Below are 18,131 nucleotides of genomic sequence, written 5' to 3'. Positions count from 1 at the left end.
CGGGCCGGTATAACGAAATAAGAGACGTACCGGCCCATTCGTATTTTGATCATTTATATGTAAGGGGAGAAACGGCCATGAATTTCAGTCCTATCGGATATAATGTGAAAAATACCGGCGTGCCCTCCATCCAGATGCGCGAGGTGAGGCAGTCCTTCGACGACTCAAAGATCGGCGATATCGGGGAACACCTGACCGCCGCGCTGGCGGCGCTGCCGCTTCCGCCGCTTGAGGGCAGGAGGATCGCCGTCACCGCCGGCAGCCGGGGGATCGCTAAAATCACGACGGTCACGAAACTGATCGTTGATTTTCTTAAAGACCGCGGCGCCAACGTATTTATCGTCCCGGCGATGGGAAGCCACGGAGGCGGCACCGCGGAGGGACAGAAAAAGGTCCTCGAAGAATATTCCATCACCGAGGAGAGCATGGGAGTCCCCATCGTCTCCGATATGTCGACGCTCTTCATCGGCGAGACAAAGAGCGGCGTGAAGATCGCCTGCGGCGGCGCGGCCTTCGCCGCGGACCATATAGTCGTCGTCAACCGGGTCAAGGCCCATTCCGATTTCAAGGCGGAATACGAAAGCGGCCTCTGCAAGATGATGATGGTCGGCCTCGGCAAACATGTCGGAGCCGCGACCGTACATAAGGCCGGCTCGGACAGCTTCGGACGCCTTCTGCCCGAGGCCGCGGAGGTCTTTATCGGCACGGGGAAGATCTTGTTCGGCGTCGCGCTGGTGGAGAACGCTGACAAAGAGCTGGCGGTCGCAGAATGTATTTTGCCGCGTGATATTATAAAGCGGGAAAAAGAGCTGCTGGTTATAGCTAAGGAACGGCAGTCAAATCTTTATATAGGCGGGGCCGACCTTCTGCTCGTGGACGAGATCGGCAAAAACATCAGCGGCGCAGGTATGGACCCCAACGTTACGGGACGTCCGCCGACGGGAGCCGCTGGCTTTCCCGCGCCGCCCGCGAAACAGATCGCCGTCCTCGGCATCACGCCCTGCTCCGGCGGCAACGCAATCGGCATCGGCATGTCGGATATAATATCCTTGGAGCTGGCCCGGTCGATAGAATTTTCTTCGACCTATACGAACGCCCTCACCGCCGGCGTCATCGCCGCGGGGCGGATACCGATGATTGCTAACAGCGAGGCCGACGTCATTCTCTTTTCGATGATGACCCTTGGTAGGAGCACAGCGGAAGAGTTGAAGATAATACATATCAAGAATACCTCCGAATTGAAAATGATAGAGGTATCGGAGAATATGGTGAATGAAATAGAGGAAAAAAGAGGTAGAATAAATATAGCGGAGGGCATAAGTCCCTTATTTCTTAAGAAAACAGATAAAATAAGACGACTGCTGTAGACACCGGTCACGAAAATGGCCGCACAAGTAATACTCTAGGAGGTGGCGATGCCGTTTATAACGTAAATGTTTCGACGGCGCTCACGAATGGGCTCAGATGTTAATCTATCCACAATAATCTACGAAAATATCAAAAAAGACATCATTGAGATGCGGCGCGAACCGGACACATACCTTCTGGAGCGACAGGTGGCGGCCGAGCACAATACCAGCAGAACACCGGTACGTGAGGCGATAAAGCGCCTCATGCAGGAAGGCTGGCTCGTCGGCGAGGACCGCTGCCGCACGAAGATAAGCGACCTGAATCTCGCCGCCTGCCATGACGTATTCGCGGTACGCATGATGATAGAACACTACGCTCTGACTGAGACCTTTTCCAAGGGCGAGGGACGCGCTCTGGCGGGAAAGCTAGACGTCGAAATGAAAAAGATGGCGTCGCTGGAGAACGACCCTATCGCCTTCGTCAGGGCCGACGTGGGCTTCCATTCCGTGATCGTCGAACACATCGGCAACGCCCTGCTGACAAAAATCTGGCGCAGCATCTCCGACGAGATCATCCGGATATCAATCTTCGCGATGGACGAGCAGCGCCAGCCGGAGAAGATCGTCCTTGAACACGCGAAGATCGTAGACGCGCTCTGGAACCACGCACCCGACCTTCTGACGACCCTCGACAACCATATGAACCACATACTCGAGGGTATGGAACGCTGCTTTGAGCGGAGAGACGGTGAGAAGGAGGCCGGCGGTTCCCGTTAAGGCTTTTTACAATAAGACGATGGCCGTACCGCTGGATAAGAGCGGCGCGGCCATTTTAGTAAAGCCCGGCGGCAAACGGCACGACGAGCACCGTGACCAGACCGGCCACCGCCACCGCGAGGCTGCTCATCGCGCCCTCGACCTCGCCCATTTCAAGGGCCTTCACCGTGCCGATCGCGTGGGCGCTGGTGCCGATCGCCAGCCCCTTCGCCACGGGGTCGGTTATGCGGAAGAGGCCGGTCACCGGCTCGGCGATGATATTTCCGAGTATCCCGGTGATGACGATCGATATCACGGTGATGGTGACGATACCCCCAGCCTCCGCGCTGACACCCATACCGATCGCCGTGGTGATCGATTTCGGCAGCAGCGTCACATAGACGGTATGGCTCAGCCCCAGGCAGCGGACCATGACCAAAATGCTCGCGGCGCTGGCCGCCACCCCCGCCGAGATGCCGCAGAGGATCGCAGCCGCGTGTTTTTTCAGAAGGTGCAGCTGACGGTAGAGCGGCAGCGCGAGGCAGACGGTCGCCGGCGTAAGAAAGTAGCTGAGGTATTTCGCGCCGCGGTCGTAGCTCCTGTAGGGGATGCCGCAGAGCGAAAGCAACAGGATTATGAGGACGATGGCCAGCAGCAACGGGTTGAGGATGGCGTAATTCCAGCGCCTGCGCACCGCGGAGCCAAGGATATAGGCGCCGACGCTGAGCGCGAGGCCGAAGTATGACGAGGAGGAGAGGAACTCCATCATTTCGTTTCACGCTCCCGCTTCGCCCGGATCACAAGCTCCGCCGCCTTCCCGGTCGCCGCCATCACCACGACGGTAGAGACGACGACGATGAGGACAAGCGGCATGAAGATCGCGCGTATCTCGCTGAACTGTTCGAGCAGGCCGACGGCGGCGGGGATGAACATCATCGGCATCGCCTCAAGCAGGAAGCCGCCGAAGTCCTCGACGTCGGGAAGCTTTACGAGGCCGGAGCAGAGCGCGGCCAGCAGGATAAAAAGTCCGTAGACGCCAGCCGGGACCGGCAGCGGCAGCAGAAAGTTAAGCAGTTCGCCAAGCATCGTGACGAGAAAGATGATAAATATCTGTTTTGCGTATTTCATTATTACTACCTTATCTCTGTAAAAATTATGAAAGTAATCTATTTCGTATCCCGGCAGAGGATCGCCGTGGCGGCACAGGCGGCGGCGACGGCGGTGCTTGCGCGCATTATGCGGCGGCCTAGCGATACGGGGACGAACCCCTTTGCGAGCAGCGTCTCGCTCTCCCGCGGAGCCCAGTCCCCCTCCGGCCCGATGGCGACCGCCAGGTGCGGCGCGATCTCTATCTCGCGCAGCCGCTTCGTATCAGGCGCAAGCAGCGCGGCGAGACGCTGGTCGGGAAGCGTTTCAAAATCCATCGCGGCAAAGGGCCGCGGTTCGTGCAGAACGGGCGGCGTCGCCGCTCCCGCCTGCTTGGTCGCCTCGTCAAGTATCTTACGCCAGCGCGTCATCTTGTCGGCGAGCTTCGTCCCCTCGTAGCGAGGAACGCTTCTTTCGCAGATCAGGAGATGTACCGCGCAGACTCCCGTCTCGGCGCAGAAACGCAGCGCGTCGTCCAGCTGGTCGTTCTTCAGCAGGCCAAGCAGCAGCTCGACCCGGGGAAGGCCGATATCCTCCCGCACCCGCGATATCTCGCGCGCGGTGACGGAATCGCCGCGGCATTCGAGCTTTAATTCAATCTTTTCACCGTCCAGCAGCCCCTCGACGAGAGAGCCGGTATAACAGCGGCGGACGCGGATGAGATGGTGCGCCTCCTCCGCGTCTATATGCCACAGGCCGTTATCGAAGGTGCAGCGCTCAAGCCTCAGCCTTGGCAGCGACACCCCACCATTCTCCCCTTACAAGTTCTTCGACCGGCGCCATCTTCGCCTCCGCGAGCGCCTTGAGGAAGACTGGCTTCTCCTTTTCCAGCATGCCGGAGAATATTGCCACGCCATCTTTTCCGATGACGGCGGGAACGTCGGCGACCATCGTCGTGAGCGGGTCCAGCAGAATGTTTGCCGTGAGGATGTCGGCGGTATGTCCAAAGTCTTTCAGAAGATCCCCGGTGGCGAGGTCGATCTTTTCAAGATCAAGCTCGTTGAGTTCAAAGTTTTTGCGCACCTCTTCGATGACCGTCGGGTCGATGTCGCGCGCGTAGGCGCGGCCCGCGCCCATCTTGAGCGCGCCGATCGTCAGTATCCCCGAGCCGGTGCCGATGTCGGCGGTGGTGACGCCGGGACGTATGTATTTTTCCAGCAGCTCAAGCACGATCTGCGTGCTTTCGTGATATCCGGTGCCGAAGGCGCTGCCGGGATTGATATAGAGCGCCGTCCGGTCCGATGGCTCGGAGCCTTTGTGCCACGGCGCGAGCACGACGAGGCCGCGCCCCACGGGGAGCGGAGGGAAGGCCTCCTCCGCCGCCACGTTCCACGGCTGGTTTTCTATCTTTCCCCAGTCCTCAATTTCGACTCCGGGAAACTCTTTCATCGCCTCGAGGAGCCGCCCCTTCCAGAACGCTATCTCCTCGTTGCTCCGATAATACATGCGCAGACGCGAGTTGCCGTCGGGAAGCTCCTGCAGCTCCGTGCCGATGCTCTCCGAGATATCCGCGAGCGAGAAGAGGTTGTCCTCCTGCCCGGCCTCGGATCTTATCGTTATATACCACCAGTAATTGTCGCTGTTTTGCATGGCAGTCAGCCCCTTTCACCATTACGTCAGGCGGCGGACGAAAGTCCCTCTTTCGTCCTTCCGCGCGCCGCTCGCTTCGCCCGCTAATTGTACTCTATTATAGTCTTTTTATGGTATGTTTTTTTATATATTTTGCATAAAGCGCCTCTATTGATTTTCACTGCGGGGACCATGTTATACTAGGCAAAAAACGGAGGTTCGGATGTGAAAAAATTTATCGCGGCAATTATTCTCATTCTGCTCGGCTCGGCGGCCTGCGCCTCGGAGCCCGCGAAAAATTTCTGCGGCGCGACAGACAATATGCTGAGCGCCGACTACTGGATAGAGCATACAAAGAGGGCGCGCCAGACCATACTCACATTGGAAGAGACCGCCGCGCTCTCGCGGAAAATCAAGGACACTCCCGGCACACACTGCACCGATATATTGGCCTATCCCGCGATACTTCCGCGCAGCCTCATTCTGCAAAAGATGAAAAGCTTCTCCACACGGCCCCAGGGCAGGCGGTATATAGGCGCGGCGGAGGCCGGCGAGGGCTTCTGGCGGCGGGTCGAAGAAAACGCGGACACCGGCGCGGTGAAGGAGACGGAGATGATCCGCTTTGGCGTCGCCGTAAAAAACGGCCTCATTAAAACGCTGCCCTGCGAAGAGCCCCTCTACAGCGGCGCGGACGACATCCTCTTCGATATGAACGTGGAGAGCGCCGTCAAGATATGGGAACCGCTGGCGGTGCTGCACGAATCGGCGGACGGGGAATACTTCTTCGTCGAAAGCCCCTGCTGCGCGGGCTGGATAAAAAAGGACGGCGTCGCGCTGACAGACAAGAAAACGCTGAAAGAGCTGGCCGCGCGTGATTTTTATGTGGTCACGGGAAGCCGCGTGACGACAGACATCAGAACCTCGGAGCCCGAAGCCGGACGCCGGGAGTTCTTCATGGGGACTAAACTCCCCGCCGCCGACGGCGCCGTCTCTGTCGGCGGCGTCTCCACGGCCTTCAGCCGCGGCGTGCTGGTACCGGAGCGCGGAGTGAACGGCTCCCTGCGCGCCGTCGCCGAACGTATCCCACTCGGCGCGGAGCTGTCGCACGGCTATCTGCCGTATACACAGGCCAACGTGATAAGACAGGCCTTCAAGATGCTCGGAGAACGCTACGGCTGGGGCGGCACCTATGGCTCGCGCGACTGCAGCGCCTTTATACGCGACATCTACCTCACCTTCGGCATAGAGCTGCCGCGAAACTCCCTCCAGCAGGCGCTGACGCCCGCGGAACGCACCGACGCCGCAAAACTCACGGCGGCGGAGAGGGAAAAGCTGCTCGCCGGCTCCCCCGCCGGGACCCTTGTGCAGATGCCGGGACACATCATGCTCTATCTGGGGACGATAAAGGGCAAACCCTACATCATCCACTCCGTCTACGCTCTGGCCCCCTCCGACGCAGGCGGCGCGGATGGCGTGACCGTGCTCAACTGCGTCGCGGTCACCGATATGGAGATGAGACGAAGGAACGGCAGCCGGATCATCGATAATATCGCAAATATAAATATCATCCGATAAAAAAGAGGGGCCGCCAGACGGCGCGCCCCTCCGCTGTATCTTCGCGGAAAATTTTTATCTTCCGAGCATCATCAGCGCGAAGACCTTCGCCTCGTTGAGCAGATGCTCGATCTTCGTATATTCGTTCGGCATGTGGGCACAGTCCGATTCCTGCCCCCAGACGACGGCGGGGATGCCCGCCCTTCTGAAGTAAGCGCCGCAGGTGCCGCCGCCGACGCCGCCGACCTTCGGCGCGACCTTCGGGAAGACCTTTTTCACCGCGGCCAGCAGCTCCGTCACGACAGGGGCGTCCTCCGCCGTCGGCTCCGGAGCCTCCTCATACTGCGGGAAGCGGTAGGTTATCTTCACGCCGTACTTTTCCTGTGCCTTTTTGATCTCCGCCTCGACGACCTTCTTCACATCTTCAAGCGGCACAGTCGGCAGCACGCGGCAGTCGAAACAGAAGACCTCCACGCCGGGCACGGTGTTGATATTCGCCACGTTCGCGCGGCGTCTCGTCGGTTCAAAGGTCGACTCCGCCGGGTCAAAGAGCTTGTCGGTCTCGGGGAAGGCGGCGTGGAGCGCCTCGTCAAGCGACGCCGCGAAGCCGTTCGCCGCGCGGCAGGCGTTGACGCCGAGATTCGGCAGGCTCGCGTGCACCTGTTTTCCCTCCACCGTGAACTCCATCCAGCAGATGCTCTTTTCGGCGATCTCGATAAAGTCGGCCTCCTCCGTTCCCATATCGGGGACGACGACGAGGTCGTCCTTATCGAAGAGCCCCTTCTTTATGAGATACTTTATCCCGTGCGTGCTGCCGACCTCTTCGTCGGCGACAAAGGCAAGGCAGACCTCATATTCCGGCGTAAGGCCAAGCTCCTTGATCGCGAAGAGGCCGTAAAGCGAGGCGATGACCTCCTGCCCGTTGTCGTTCACGCCGCGGCCGTAGATGCGCCCATCCTTGACGACGGCCTTAAAGGGATCGGTCTCCCAGAGGGAACGTTCGCCCTCGGGAACGACGTCGGTATGCACCACGATCCACAGGCGGCGGCCGCTCCTGCCGGGGAAGCGTACGATGATATTCGGACGCTCGCCGCCGGCGGCCTGCGGGTCGGAGGAGGCGTAGACCTTCACATCCTCAAAGCCAAGTTCTTTGATCTTCTTTAAAAGATACTGCGCCTTGTGAAACTCTCCCTCGCCGCCGTCAAGCGGGCTGATCGCCGGATAGGAGATCATCTCTCCGAGAGCCTCCACCATCGGCGTCTCCAACGACTCGATCTTTGTCAGAAGTTCTTTGCTCACGATGACACCCCATTTCTATTTTTTAAAGACTTATTTTGTGTTCGCCACCATTTTATACCAGAAGAATAGTTTTTTACAGCGCCAATAATAATCAAAAAGCCGCATAGACGTAAAAACGCCGGACATACCGTCCGGCGTTCAAAAACTGAAATATCCGTTTATCCGATCAGAGAGAGGCCTTCGCCGCCGTCCGCACGGCCTTCGCGATACCATCCACGGCCTCGTCGCTCATTCTGATGTTCAGGCCAAACATTACGGCGCGGGAGAGAAGCGACTCCGCCTGCGCCATCGTCTCCGGCGCGTAGGATGGAGTGCGGTTTCCGAAGTATTCCCTCCCGCCCATCTCCGCGAGCGCCTGCCAATGTTTCGCGTAATGCCAGGTGTTGTCAGCGATGATCGCGCAGCCCGCGCCCGCCTCTTTGGCGGCGGCCTGGAACCTTTTCGCCGCCTCCGCGGTGGGCAGCATGAATATCACATGCGTCGCGGTGTCGCCCTCCGCGTCGTGCATCGGGCGCGGAGTCAGCCCCGCCGCCGCTCCGGCGTCGACGATCTTTTTCTTTGAGGCGCGCAGCGCCGCGAGCGCCGCCGGCATCTTTTCCAGCGCGACTACGCCGAGCGCCCCCTGCACCTCGCTGATACGGTAGTTGACGCCGAGGCCGAACTTGCCCTCAGCGCCGCGGTCGTGTTCCTTGCTGTGGATGTGGCCGTGGTCGTGATAACAGTCCATCCGGTACCAGATGTCGTGATCGTCGGTGAAGACCATGCCGCCCTCGCCGACGGTGAGGGTCTTGTTGGGGTCGAAGCTCCAGGTGCCGCAGGTTCCGATACTGCCGAGCGCCCGTCCCTTATAGGTGCCGCCGACCACCTCACAGGCGTCCTCAATTATGGGAATGCCGTATTTCCTGCCGAGCGCCGTAAAGGCGTCCATATCGGCGGCGACGCCGAACATATGAACCGGCATTACAGCCTTCGTCCGCGGCGTAATGAGCCTTTCCGCGGAGGCGGCGTCAAGGCTCAGCGTCTCGTCGATATCGCCGAATACCGGCACGGCGTCGCAGGCGACGATCGCCTCCACCGTCGCGATGAAGGTGAACGGCGAGGTGATGATCTCGTCCCCCGGCCTGATGCCGATACCCTTGAGCGCCGTTATCAGCGCCGCCGTACCGCTGGAAAGCGCCAGCGCGTACTTCGAACCGGTCAGCGCCTTGGCCTTCTCCTCAAAATCCTCCGCCCTGTAGATGCCGCCGCGTGAATCGTGCGAGCCGTAGCGGTGTATCATCTTACGTTCGATGACATCCGCAATCGCCCTTACCTCGTCGCTGTTAAAAATTTCCGCGCCTGCCATTACTCGTCACTCCTCTATTATCCTTCGATAGATTTTTTCCATATAATCCGCTGTGGCGGTCTCCTGCCAGCCGTCGCCGAAGCAGCTGTGCCACAGCTTATCCATGCCGAGCGCCGTATGCGTCATCTTTTCGATATCCTTCGCGCCGATGCCGTAGTCCGAGGCCTTCGGCATCTCCAGGCCGTTTATCTTGAGGAAGCGGCGGGTGTCGGCGTAACCGTCAGGGTAAATATCCTCGAGTACGCTCATCGAAATGGTCACCGCGACGCTGTGAGGCAGATGCGGCGCGCTGTTGCTGAGGCCGTATGAAATGGCGTGCGCCGCGCCGACGCGGCCGCCGATCGTACTGCTGCCGCCGAGCACCGAAGCCATCGCCGACTTTATCGAGAGTCCGAGGTCGTACGCCGAGAGGTCATGGGAGAGCACCTCGCGCGAAAGGGCAAGTCCGTCCTTCGCGTCCTCGATCGCCTCGGGGGCGCTCGTCCTGCTCATCATTATCTCATAATGATGGAAATAGCAGTCCATCATCGTGAAAAATCGGTTAAAGTGCGGCGCGCCCGCCGACAGCTGCGGATCGATCACCGCGACGGTCGCCTCTGTGTACGGGTTATTGATGCCGAGCTTCTTCTCCGGCCCGCGCAGCACGGCGATCGGGGTAATCTCCGCCCCCGTGCCGCTGAGCGCCGGCAGCACCCAGATATCCGCGCCCTTCTTCATTGCGAGGCCGTAGCCCTGATAGCGCTGCGCCGGCTCTGGGTTCTCAAGGCAGATGGCGACCGCCTTCGCAAGATCCATAGTCGCGCCGCCGCCGACGCCGACGACCGTATCCGGCTCGTCCGCCAGCCCCTTTATCAGCGCGCGCAGCGAATCGACGTCGCCGGTACGCGGTTCGGAAAAGGTCGCGTCAAAGACGAATAAATCTTTTTGCGCGAATATCTCCGCGAACTGAGGCTGCTCCCTGAGTGCGCCGTCCGCGATAAAGAAGGACCTTCTGCCCCGCTCTTTAAGCTTTGCCAGCAACTCCGCCGTTCCGTCGCCAGACAGCACGATCTCCGTCGGCACGGTGGTGCGCCACCATGGGGAAAGTTCCGTAAAGCTCTTCATATCTGTGGGTATCTTCATCATTGTAATATCTCTCCTCTTATAAAAATCAACAGGCCAACATCCGAAGGGGGGCAAAGCCCCTCTCTGCTTGTCACATCCGCCGCGCCGACGCGGAGAATCACAGGCCGGAGAAATATTTTTCTATCTTCAGCAGGTCTTCAGGGGTGTCTATCTCGATCGTGTCACGGGCGGCCGTCACGCACTTGATCGCGTGGCCCTGCTCTATCACCCGCAGCATCTCAAGGCTCTCCGTCTTTTCAAGCGGAGTCTGCTCGGAGGCCGCGAAGTCAAGCAGAAAACCGCGGCGCCATCCGTAAGGGCCGATATGCTTATACCACACGCCGCCCTCGGCGCGCGGGTACGGTATCGGCGAACGGCTGAAATAGAGCGCACGTCCGCCGCCGTCAAAGACGGCCTTGACGATATTGTTCGCGCGGACCTCCTCCATATCCTCGATCCGCTTCACAAGCAGCGCGAGCATCACAGAGGGGTCTCCGTCGAGAGCCGCAACGAGAGGGTCGATCATATCGGCGCCCACCAGCGGGTCGTCTACCTGAACATTGAGGACATAGTCCGAGGGGATCTCGCGCGCGACATAGGCGACACGGTCGCCGCCGCTCGGAAGCTCCGGCGGCGTCATCACCGCCTCGCCGCCGTGGCGCGAGACCAGCGCGGCAATGCGTTCGTCGTCGGTGGCGACGACCACCCTGTCGACAGATGCGCAGGCCGAGACATTATTCAATACGCGGATAACGAGAGGAACGCCGGCAATCTCGATCATTGGCTTGCCGGGAAGCCTGGTACTGGAATATCTGGCTGGAATCACTGCAAGGGTCTTCATCCCTCTAACCTCCTTCACCGGCAGCCTATGCAGTGTATGGCCGTCATTAACGGCTTTCTCGGCTGCCAAATTTTGGTTAGAGGCTAAGAGTACACTCTAAGTTTTCATTTGTCAAGAAATTTTTAAAAGTTATCCGAAGTAACGAAAAGAACAGAACGCCCCCACGCGCAAGCGGCGGCGTGGGGGCAAAAAGCTATTTCAATTCCAGTTCGTATATCGTCCAGCGAAGCGACTCCGCCTTACGGCAGGCCTTATAATCCCCCTTGAGGAAGAGATCCTTGAAGACCGCCTCGCCGCCAGGCTCGATCGTCGTCTTTTCTATATACACGTCACCGATCTCCTGACGCCGGTTGTTGAGAAAGACGAGCGCGGCGTTAAATACCACCGGTTTGTCGCCTCTATTCATCAGTATTATGCTCACGCCATTCTCCGTCACCTTGAGCCCCTTATAGGTGATCGGGTCGCCCTCCGGTATCACTCCCTTTTTGCCGAAGGCGGCAAAAGAGACGGTAGCGAAACAGAGTATTATAAGCAGCGCGGCTGTAAGTTTTTTCATTTGTCTATCCTCCACATTAGAAATTTCGTCCTGCTATTATAACGGAAATTGGCAATTCGGCATATTATGACATAGTGCTTCATGCCGGGTATGCGGACAATTATTGGGACTAGGCATAGCCGCCTAGTCCCAATAATTGTCCGCATACTCAGCCTCAACTAAATAGTTAAATAGTCTGCCATAATATACAGAAAAGCCCCGCCAAAGATGCCACATATAAATACCTGCGGCCATCTTTGACGGGACAAGACAAGATACTACATCATTACGCAATTGTCAGAAAGAGGACAAGAGCCCCAGCCAACGCAAAGAGCAGTAAGACTCCAATGACAATTAGAACAATGAAGACGACCTTACCCGCCATCTTCCGATAGCTCCATTTTTCCGCGCCAACGCCTTTCACCATCGGACATTCTGGGCGGGGCGTCAACTCCTCCGGAGCCGGCCCGTCACAGTCAGGGCATGACTTTGCCCCAGCAGGCAAGTCCTTGCCGCATTTCAGGCACTTTGTCAAAACCATAGCAATCACCTCTCTTGCTCATTAGCAAAATTAATACCGCGCCGTTGACACCGCCTTCCTAAAATCCAGGCGGTACAACACCTCGTTCTTCGCCATATTTATATAGCGTCCCGCTCATAGCGGCAAACGCGGTATATTTCTTATTAATCAACTTATAAAACAAGTTGTTTCTTACAAAGAGATTTTATACACCTATTAGCGGCACCGTTTTCTTTTATGAATCTTAACGGCAATAACTAATTATTTTTTTGATTTATATGATACAAAAATATAACATATCATATACCTTTAGCACATAATATGCGCCTAATATAGTAGTCGCTATCTCCGTAAACAGTATTGCCTCCATTCTGTAATAGTGGATTTTATGGTATAATGTTACATAATATGACTTATTATTAATATGACAATTATCTTTATTGCCTATGTATTCAACGGCTAATCCGGTGATTATAGATATAAACTTAAACTGGACTAAAAAAGTACAGAAAAACACAATAAAGCAAAAAACGCAGAAGCGTATAAATATGCTATTTTTGACTATAGGTATCAACGAGGTTGATTTTCTTATGACACATGTTAGTGCCGCTATCGGGAAAAGAATCAGAGAGATCAGGAAAGACCGAAATTATACGCTGGAGGACCTGGGAAATATCGTCCATCGGAGCAAGTCCACACTCTCCAAGTATGAAAACGGAGAGATCGTACTTGATATCGAAACCCTATTCGAAATAGCGAGGGCGTTCAGAATATCGATATTCAGTCTAATCACCCTGCCTTTCAACGAAGAGCGGCGACAGGAAGAATCAGAGCGAACGCCGTGCAGCCATGATATATTTTCCTGTCCACTGCTCTACCTTTACTATTATGACGGCGAATACAAGTGCATCCGCCGCAGTATGATTGAGATGGATTATCCCAACAGGAATGCCACGCTTTATTTAAATACCGTATCGGTGGGCGATAATTGCCGTTGCGCCCAAATATATAGCGGCCATATACAGACAAATCCGTTTTATACGCGTTTGATTTTTGAAAACTCAACATTCGCGCTAGACACGGTCACGATGGTGTTCCAATCGATGCTAAAATACCAGACCTTTTTAGTAGGTCAAATATTCACCGTGCGGGCCTCAAATCAACCTATCGGTGTAAAGGCTATTATCGCCAACCACAAGATGACGGAAGATAATAATCTCAGAGGCCTCCTGCAAGTCACTCCACGAGAGGTAAAAAATATCAAACGTACTAATTATTTTATAATAGAACGAGTAGCTGAGGCAGAATTGTAAGTACAGATAGCGCCTGTACCAGGCGTACCTTATAGTATCATAGACAATAACGGCGATGGGAGGACCCGCAGGGCGGCCCTCCCATCGCCGTTGTACAAAATGGAGGTTACATTACAGAGGCTACATCTCTTCTTCTACAACTAGGGCTTTCTTGAGTTCTCTTATCACCTCCTTATTTTTTTCATTTTCCTTTTGAATCTCCGCATTTTCCTTTTGGATCTCTTCAAGTTTTTCCTGCATAGCTGACATTACCCTTTGCATCTCAACCATATCACGCGCAAGTACCGGACGCTTCTTTTTGCTGCCAGCGCCTACCGCAAAGCTGATTCCAGCACGCGCCATCGGATCTCTGCCGCTCGTATTCAGCGAGACTCCGGCGTTGACTAGAACATTTTCACGCACATAGTGGAATACGCCTACCGCAATAGACTGTTCATTGCGATAGAACCCAATCCCAGCAGAGATTGTGGTAGGTTCATAGGGGTTGTAGGGAACGGGGTGCAGCGCACTGATCGCCGCCGCGTGCGCGCCAACCGCCTGGATATCTCCGTCAAGGTCGCTGATACGCCGGTATGCGTTCCATAGCTGGTCGCCGTTTACGGCATCCGTGCTTCCACGATAGACGCCGCCGTTTGCCAGACCAGTTATCGAGTTGCCGCCCATGTTGATACCCTCTTCACGGATATTGATGTTCCCAACTTTTACGCTTCTGAATTCCGGCGTCTCGCTGACGTTGAATGTATATGTGCCATCGGTGCCACGTCTAATATCCAGGTTGCTGCCGTCGGCGATCGCCAGCTTGCCGCCGCCGATTTTTTCTTCTTTGCCGTTAACGGACAGAGTCCAGTTATCGCTGTTTGACGCATTCTCGGATACCTCTTTGAGCATATTCTGAAGGCTACCCGTTTTCTCTCCTTTGCCGTCAACGAACGAGCCGTCAATTTTGCCGTCCGGCGTAATCTTAAAGGTACCGCCAAGCGCCTTTGCCATCGAGTCGCCCAATGACCACAGCTGCCTGCCGGTTACCGCATCCGTGCTGTCCTGCGATACTTTGCCATCCGCAACGTTGGTAAGCCGTACCGCGTCACCAAGAGTACCGTCCGCTCTTTTGTTCAGAGTTACGACGTTCTTGCCCTGATCGTCATATTTTACAGAGAGGCCGTCCGACGACTGCAGGGCAGCGAGATTTCTGTCCTGCGAGGCCACACGGGCGTCCAGGAGCGACAGGTCGCCGCTCACCGCGCTCAGCTGGCCGTAGTTGACCGCGTCGTTATCGTCCACTCCGTCCGCCACATTTGAGATACGCACTCCCGTTCCCGCGTCTTTCAGCGACAGTCTGTTCTGTGAGTTCGCCTCGTACGTCAGGACAAGCATACTATCTACCGCATCGCGCAATGCCTTCAGCTGCGCCACGTTTACGGCATCAGTATCCTTTACTCCCGCCGCCACACCGGTAATCTGTCGCGTATTCTCATCATTGCCGACAGAGACAACGCCATACGTTCCCTTTACCGTATTACCAATCATCTCTCTATTATCAGCGCTAGCTTTCGTCAAAAGAGGGATATACATCCCCGTCGTTTTCCTGTTTGCAACTGATTTACCTCCAATAGCTACACCATAGCCCACAGTAACAACTGATTTACTTCCAATAGCCAAACCATAGTCACCAGCAACATCAGCACGATAGCCAATCGCAGTTGCAAACTCGCCGGATGCTGCATCGGAGAACCCACCAACAGCAGTTGAGAATCTGCCCACTGCAGCACAATTTACACCAATAGCAACAGACTGACTACCACTTGCTTTTGTAGTATCTTTCGGATTATTATCTCCTATAGCTATAGAAGACGCCCCCGAAGCAACGCCTCCACCAGCGCTATAGCTATATGCAGCAGCCATAGACTCACTGAAAAAAGCGGAAGCAAAAAGCGCGGCGGTTATAAAACATACCGTAACACGTTTTACTGCAGACGATATCGATTTTTTATCCCTGACATCCATATCAGCTATCTTTATCTTCCTTTCGTAAAATCAACCTTAACTTCATTAAAGAGGCGCAATATATCTTCACTTACATCGACACCGGAAGATACGGCCAGCACCGAACCTCCGGCTACAATCACCTTTGCGCCGCGCTTATTATTGTTCAGCCAGCCATGCGCAACCTCTTTCAGATTTTTCATCAAAATATTCAGAACATAAAAGAACTCCTGATCGAAACGTCTCGCAAGCTCCAAGCGCTTCTGCTCGGTAAGAGAGGCAGCCTCTTTAGAGTTTCCAAGCCCCTTTACATAGCTGCTCAATTCGGCATCCAGTTCAGCCCTAACTTTATCAATATATTCCTGCCCCGCTTTACCGGGAGAACTTGCATCTATCACCCTTACAATATCTACCACAGCTACCTCCGCCGCGCGGGCGGGAATAGAGGCAAGCAACATTCCACAGAGCAACATAACGAAGATAATTCGCTGGATGTTTTTTACTATATACATCTTTTTTCTTCTTTCTTATCTTAACGAGGATTATATGAAAGTAATCGTGACTTACAAAATCTACGCACCGCAGTTACGACCCTTACGCCATACGCTGCTTCGTACCGGCAAAGACGACAGGGCATTCAGCATACAGGTTCAAAAAACGAGCACCTGCCACAATATTCCGCGGCATACACTAAGCAAGATCCACATAACACCACCACCTTTCGCCCTCCTTGATGAGAATATGCATATAATATATTTTGCTTATAGACCAGGCAAATTCAATAATTTTCACTATAAGAAAAGCCTTACGCTTAATATTTCTTCATAATAAACATATCGCAGCAAATTGGCCTATTTTTTATAATAACTGAGAGACATATGTTTTTAATAAGGAAAAGTAGATTTATACGAAATTACGATAGGAGATACATTGATAATATTGCTGATATATCCTTCCAGCTATCGCATACCGAAAAATTCGCCGCCTCAGGATGATTATGAGCAGAGCAAGATTTTAGAGAAAGTATTCCACACCTTTTACACAGATGACCAACGAAATTAAGATGCCGTATAAAAATACAAGACGAACACCGAAGCGAAAGAAAAATTTCCGCCTCGGTGCTCTAAATTAGTCAGTTCTTATCTATTGGTCTTTTTCGGCAGCCTCAGATTCGGAGCTATTATTTTATGACACAAGCCGTACCTATAAACGCCGATTTCCGGTGATTTATTTTACCGCGGCAAAAAGATCATTAAGCGCTTCGCTCATTACAGGATGCGTAATGATCATATCGCGCAGCACCGTATAGGGGAGCTTTGCATTCATCGCCAGCGCTACTATATTTATCATCTCGTGCGATTCCTCACAGTAGAGGGCAGCTCCGAGGATCAGCCCGCTATCAGCGTCGACGACGGCCTTCAGCATCCCCGTATACTTGCCAAGGACGTGTGACCGCGGCAGCCCCGTCACGGGGATCACGGCGGTCTTTATCTTATATCCCTCTGCCAGCGCCGCCTTTTCCGTGAGGCCGACGCGGGAGAGCGGCGGGGTGAGGAATACGCTGTAGGGAACGTTGCGCCCCGCGCTCGTTCTGCCGCCGCCATTGAGATCGTTCATTACGATGCGCGCGTCGTCAAGCGAGATATAGGTGAACTGCGGGCTGCCCGCGACATCTCCAATGGCCCATATCCCGGACACCGTCGTGCGCATCCTTTCGTCGACGGCAATCGTGCCGCGCGAAGTCGTCTCCACGCCCGCCGCTCCAAGGTTCAGCTCGCGCGTATTGGGTACGCGCCCCGTCGATACGAGCACCGCGTCGCATTTAACCTCTTTTTCATCCCCACCGACGATATATTTAACAGCCGCGCCCTCGCCTTCGTCCTTTACCGAGAGCACATTCACACCGGCAATAAGTTCGATTCCTTGAGCTTCCATAGTTTCCTTTACTACCGCCGCGACGTCGTCATCCTCGTTCGGGAAAAACGCCGGCAGATCCTGGAGCACGGTTACCTCCGAACCGAACTGACGGTAGAACGAGGCGAATTCAAGGCCGATATTCCCCCCGCCGATCACCACCAGCCGCTTCGGCAGCCGCTCCAGATCGAGCATGCCCTCGCTGACATAGGCGCACCGGCATTCTTTAAGTCCTTCGATGGACGGGACGAACGGCGCAGAGCCGGTATCTATAATAATCTTATCTGCGGTGATTGCGGCGGTAAAGTCTTTGCCGCTGACCTCTATCTCCTTCGGCGAGACGAACTTCGCCGTGCCTGTGTAGAGCGTGATATTCGGATTACCGCCAAAGATATTAAACAACTTACTTAGAATTCTCTTACGCAGTTCCTTTTTATCGCGGATGGACTGCCCGTAAAAGGCCGCCTTTTCTTCAAAGCTGGTAAAACCCTTTATCCGCACCATCTCCGCCCTGTTGACGAGGAACTTTGTCGGTACGCAGCCCACATTGGGACAGGTCCCTCCATACATCATATCCGACTTCTCCACGAACGCGACCCGCTGCCCCTGAGCCGCTAGAGAGCCGGCAAGAAACTTGCCGCCATTACCGAAACCTATTACAATGACGTCGAATCTCTCCAACTTACCGCACCTCCGGAAATTAAATGTATCTATTATTGTTACAATAATAAGTCTATACTATTATTTAGAAAAATGTCAAGCAAAAAATAGCTTTTTCTAAAACTATTATATTTACGCAACAACAGAATATATAAGGAATCTAATACCACCAATTCCAATTTTTCCTTGTAAAGGAATCGCCGCGGCGCAAAAGCAGAGGCTAATTTAAACGTCTTTATTTTT

Annotated in this window: 17 protein-coding genes and 1 pseudogene; 4 read left to right on the top strand and 14 right to left on the bottom strand. The window is 54.8% G+C overall.

Features of this window, described 5'->3' with window-relative positions; genetic code table 11:
- The first annotated feature begins 77 nt into the window (after positions 1-77).
- The gene (locus BED41_RS03605) at positions 78-1,367 is read left to right on the top strand and encodes a nickel pincer cofactor-dependent isomerase, group 22 (RefSeq protein WP_066743204.1); all 1,290 of its coding nucleotides are present in this window, start codon (positions 78-80) and stop codon (positions 1,365-1,367) included.
- A gap of 87 nt (positions 1,368-1,454) precedes the next feature.
- A complete protein-coding gene (locus tag BED41_RS03600; RefSeq protein ID WP_066743201.1) occupies positions 1,455-2,126 on the top strand; it encodes a GntR family transcriptional regulator in 672 nt (223 codons plus the stop codon).
- Positions 2,127-2,181: 55 nt separating this feature from the next.
- On the opposite strand, the gene BED41_RS03595 is transcribed toward BED41_RS03600, so the two are convergent.
- Genes BED41_RS03595 through BED41_RS03580 form a run of 4 tightly spaced genes read right to left on the bottom strand, consistent with a single transcriptional unit; the run spans position 2,182 to position 4,841 of the window.
- On the bottom strand, positions 2,182-2,874 hold the full coding sequence (locus BED41_RS03595; RefSeq protein ID WP_066743200.1) for an LrgB family protein: 693 nt from the start codon (positions 2,872-2,874) through the stop codon (positions 2,182-2,184).
- Entirely contained in the window at positions 2,871-3,233 is a 363-nt protein-coding gene (locus BED41_RS03590; RefSeq protein WP_066743199.1) for a CidA/LrgA family protein, read from the bottom strand. Before BED41_RS03590 ends, BED41_RS03595 begins: the two co-directional genes overlap by 4 nt.
- 38 nt (positions 3,234-3,271) lie before the next feature.
- On the bottom strand, positions 3,272-3,994 hold the full coding sequence (locus tag BED41_RS03585) for an RsmE family RNA methyltransferase (protein WP_084002230.1): 723 nt from the start codon (positions 3,992-3,994) through the stop codon (positions 3,272-3,274).
- Positions 3,969-4,841, bottom strand: coding sequence for a 50S ribosomal protein L11 methyltransferase (locus BED41_RS03580; RefSeq protein ID WP_066743197.1), 873 nt, complete (start codon positions 4,839-4,841; stop codon positions 3,969-3,971). The genes BED41_RS03585 and BED41_RS03580 overlap by 26 nt, the downstream gene beginning before the upstream one ends.
- Positions 4,842-5,045: 204 nt before the next feature.
- Here BED41_RS03580 and BED41_RS03575 point away from each other — a divergent pair, with 204 nt between their 5' ends.
- Complete coding sequence (locus tag BED41_RS03575) at positions 5,046-6,395, top strand: SH3 domain-containing protein (RefSeq protein ID WP_066743193.1); 1,350 nt, start codon at positions 5,046-5,048, stop codon at positions 6,393-6,395.
- 54 nt (positions 6,396-6,449) lie between these two features.
- Here the strand turns inward: BED41_RS03575 and BED41_RS03570 are convergent, their stop codons facing one another.
- The 6 genes from BED41_RS03570 to BED41_RS03545 all read right to left on the bottom strand — a co-directional run bounded on the left by BED41_RS03570 (position 6,450) and on the right by BED41_RS03545 (position 12,039).
- Complete coding sequence (locus tag BED41_RS03570) at positions 6,450-7,673, bottom strand: M20 family metallo-hydrolase (RefSeq protein WP_066743191.1); 1,224 nt, start codon at positions 7,671-7,673, stop codon at positions 6,450-6,452.
- 166 nt (positions 7,674-7,839) lie between these two features.
- Entirely contained in the window at positions 7,840-9,018 is a 1,179-nt protein-coding gene (locus BED41_RS03565; protein WP_066743189.1) for a DegT/DnrJ/EryC1/StrS family aminotransferase, read from the bottom strand.
- A gap of 6 nt (positions 9,019-9,024) precedes the next feature.
- Positions 9,025-10,143, bottom strand: a complete 1,119-nt coding sequence (locus BED41_RS03560) for an iron-containing alcohol dehydrogenase (RefSeq protein WP_066743188.1) — start codon at positions 10,141-10,143, stop codon at positions 9,025-9,027.
- A gap of 97 nt (positions 10,144-10,240) precedes the next feature.
- Positions 10,241-10,963 (bottom strand): 3-deoxy-manno-octulosonate cytidylyltransferase, encoded by a 723-nt coding sequence (gene kdsB / locus BED41_RS03555; RefSeq protein WP_066743187.1) that lies wholly within the window; start codon positions 10,961-10,963, stop codon positions 10,241-10,243.
- 193 nt (positions 10,964-11,156) lie between these two features.
- Positions 11,157-11,519, bottom strand: coding sequence for a fimbrial biogenesis chaperone (locus tag BED41_RS03550; RefSeq protein ID WP_066743186.1), 363 nt, complete (start codon positions 11,517-11,519; stop codon positions 11,157-11,159).
- A 265-nt stretch (positions 11,520-11,784) separates the two neighbouring features.
- The gene (locus BED41_RS03545; protein ID WP_066743185.1) at positions 11,785-12,039 is read right to left on the bottom strand and encodes a hypothetical protein; all 255 of its coding nucleotides are present in this window, start codon (positions 12,037-12,039) and stop codon (positions 11,785-11,787) included.
- A gap of 569 nt (positions 12,040-12,608) precedes the next feature.
- Between BED41_RS03545 and BED41_RS03540 the strand changes: the two genes are divergently transcribed.
- Positions 12,609-13,331: a helix-turn-helix domain-containing protein gene (locus BED41_RS03540; RefSeq protein WP_168160222.1), complete on the top strand. Its 723-nt coding sequence runs from the start codon at positions 12,609-12,611 to the stop codon at positions 13,329-13,331.
- A gap of 120 nt (positions 13,332-13,451) precedes the next feature.
- Here the strand turns inward: BED41_RS03540 and BED41_RS03535 are convergent, their stop codons facing one another.
- The 4 genes and pseudogenes from BED41_RS03535 to BED41_RS03525 form a co-directional block, all read right to left on the bottom strand.
- Positions 13,452-14,858 (bottom strand): YadA-like family protein, encoded by a 1,407-nt coding sequence (locus BED41_RS03535; protein ID WP_229712385.1) that lies wholly within the window; start codon positions 14,856-14,858, stop codon positions 13,452-13,454.
- A 123-nt stretch (positions 14,859-14,981) separates the two neighbouring features.
- Positions 14,982-15,233, bottom strand: a pseudogene (locus BED41_RS16910) (hypothetical protein); the annotation flags it as partial.
- Positions 15,234-15,346: 113 nt separating this feature from the next.
- On the bottom strand, positions 15,347-15,826 hold the full coding sequence (locus BED41_RS03530; protein WP_066743176.1) for an OmpH/Skp family outer membrane protein: 480 nt from the start codon (positions 15,824-15,826) through the stop codon (positions 15,347-15,349).
- Positions 15,827-16,541: 715 nt separating this feature from the next.
- The gene (locus BED41_RS03525; protein WP_066743174.1) at positions 16,542-17,909 is read right to left on the bottom strand and encodes an FAD-dependent oxidoreductase; all 1,368 of its coding nucleotides are present in this window, start codon (positions 17,907-17,909) and stop codon (positions 16,542-16,544) included.
- Between the last annotated feature and the right edge of the window lie 222 nt (positions 17,910-18,131).

Source organism: Cloacibacillus porcorum, assembly GCF_001701045.1.
Taxonomy (GTDB): domain Bacteria; phylum Synergistota; class Synergistia; order Synergistales; family Synergistaceae; genus Cloacibacillus; species Cloacibacillus porcorum.
The sequence above is the reverse complement of the archived record's forward strand: the minus strand, read 5'-3'. Positions and strand labels throughout refer to the sequence as shown.

Excerpts from the sequence above, each read along its gene's own strand:
- BED41_RS03605 (WP_066743204.1), top strand. The coding sequence starts at position 78 with ATGAATTTCAGTCCTATCGGATATAATGTGAAAAATACCGGCGTGCCC.
- BED41_RS03600 (WP_066743201.1), top strand. The coding sequence starts at position 1,455 with ATGGGCTCAGATGTTAATCTATCCACAATAATCTACGAAAATATCAAA.
- BED41_RS03595 (WP_066743200.1), bottom strand. The coding sequence starts at position 2,874 with ATGATGGAGTTCCTCTCCTCCTCGTCATACTTCGGCCTCGCGCTCAGC.
- BED41_RS03590 (WP_066743199.1), bottom strand. The coding sequence starts at position 3,233 with ATGAAATACGCAAAACAGATATTTATCATCTTTCTCGTCACGATGCTT.
- BED41_RS03580 (WP_066743197.1), bottom strand. The coding sequence starts at position 4,841 with ATGCAAAACAGCGACAATTACTGGTGGTATATAACGATAAGATCCGAG.
- BED41_RS03565 (WP_066743189.1), bottom strand. The coding sequence starts at position 9,018 with ATGGCAGGCGCGGAAATTTTTAACAGCGACGAGGTAAGGGCGATTGCG.
- BED41_RS03560 (WP_066743188.1), bottom strand. The coding sequence starts at position 10,143 with ATGATGAAGATACCCACAGATATGAAGAGCTTTACGGAACTTTCCCCA.
- kdsB (WP_066743187.1), bottom strand. The coding sequence starts at position 10,963 with ATGAAGACCCTTGCAGTGATTCCAGCCAGATATTCCAGTACCAGGCTT.
- BED41_RS03550 (WP_066743186.1), bottom strand. The coding sequence starts at position 11,519 with ATGAAAAAACTTACAGCCGCGCTGCTTATAATACTCTGTTTCGCTACC.
- BED41_RS03545 (WP_066743185.1), bottom strand. The coding sequence starts at position 12,039 with ATGGTTTTGACAAAGTGCCTGAAATGCGGCAAGGACTTGCCTGCTGGG.
- BED41_RS03540 (WP_168160222.1), top strand. The coding sequence starts at position 12,609 with ATGACACATGTTAGTGCCGCTATCGGGAAAAGAATCAGAGAGATCAGG.
- BED41_RS03535 (WP_229712385.1), bottom strand. The coding sequence starts at position 14,858 with ATGATTGGTAATACGGTAAAGGGAACGTATGGCGTTGTCTCTGTCGGC.
- BED41_RS03530 (WP_066743176.1), bottom strand. The coding sequence starts at position 15,826 with ATGTATATAGTAAAAAACATCCAGCGAATTATCTTCGTTATGTTGCTC.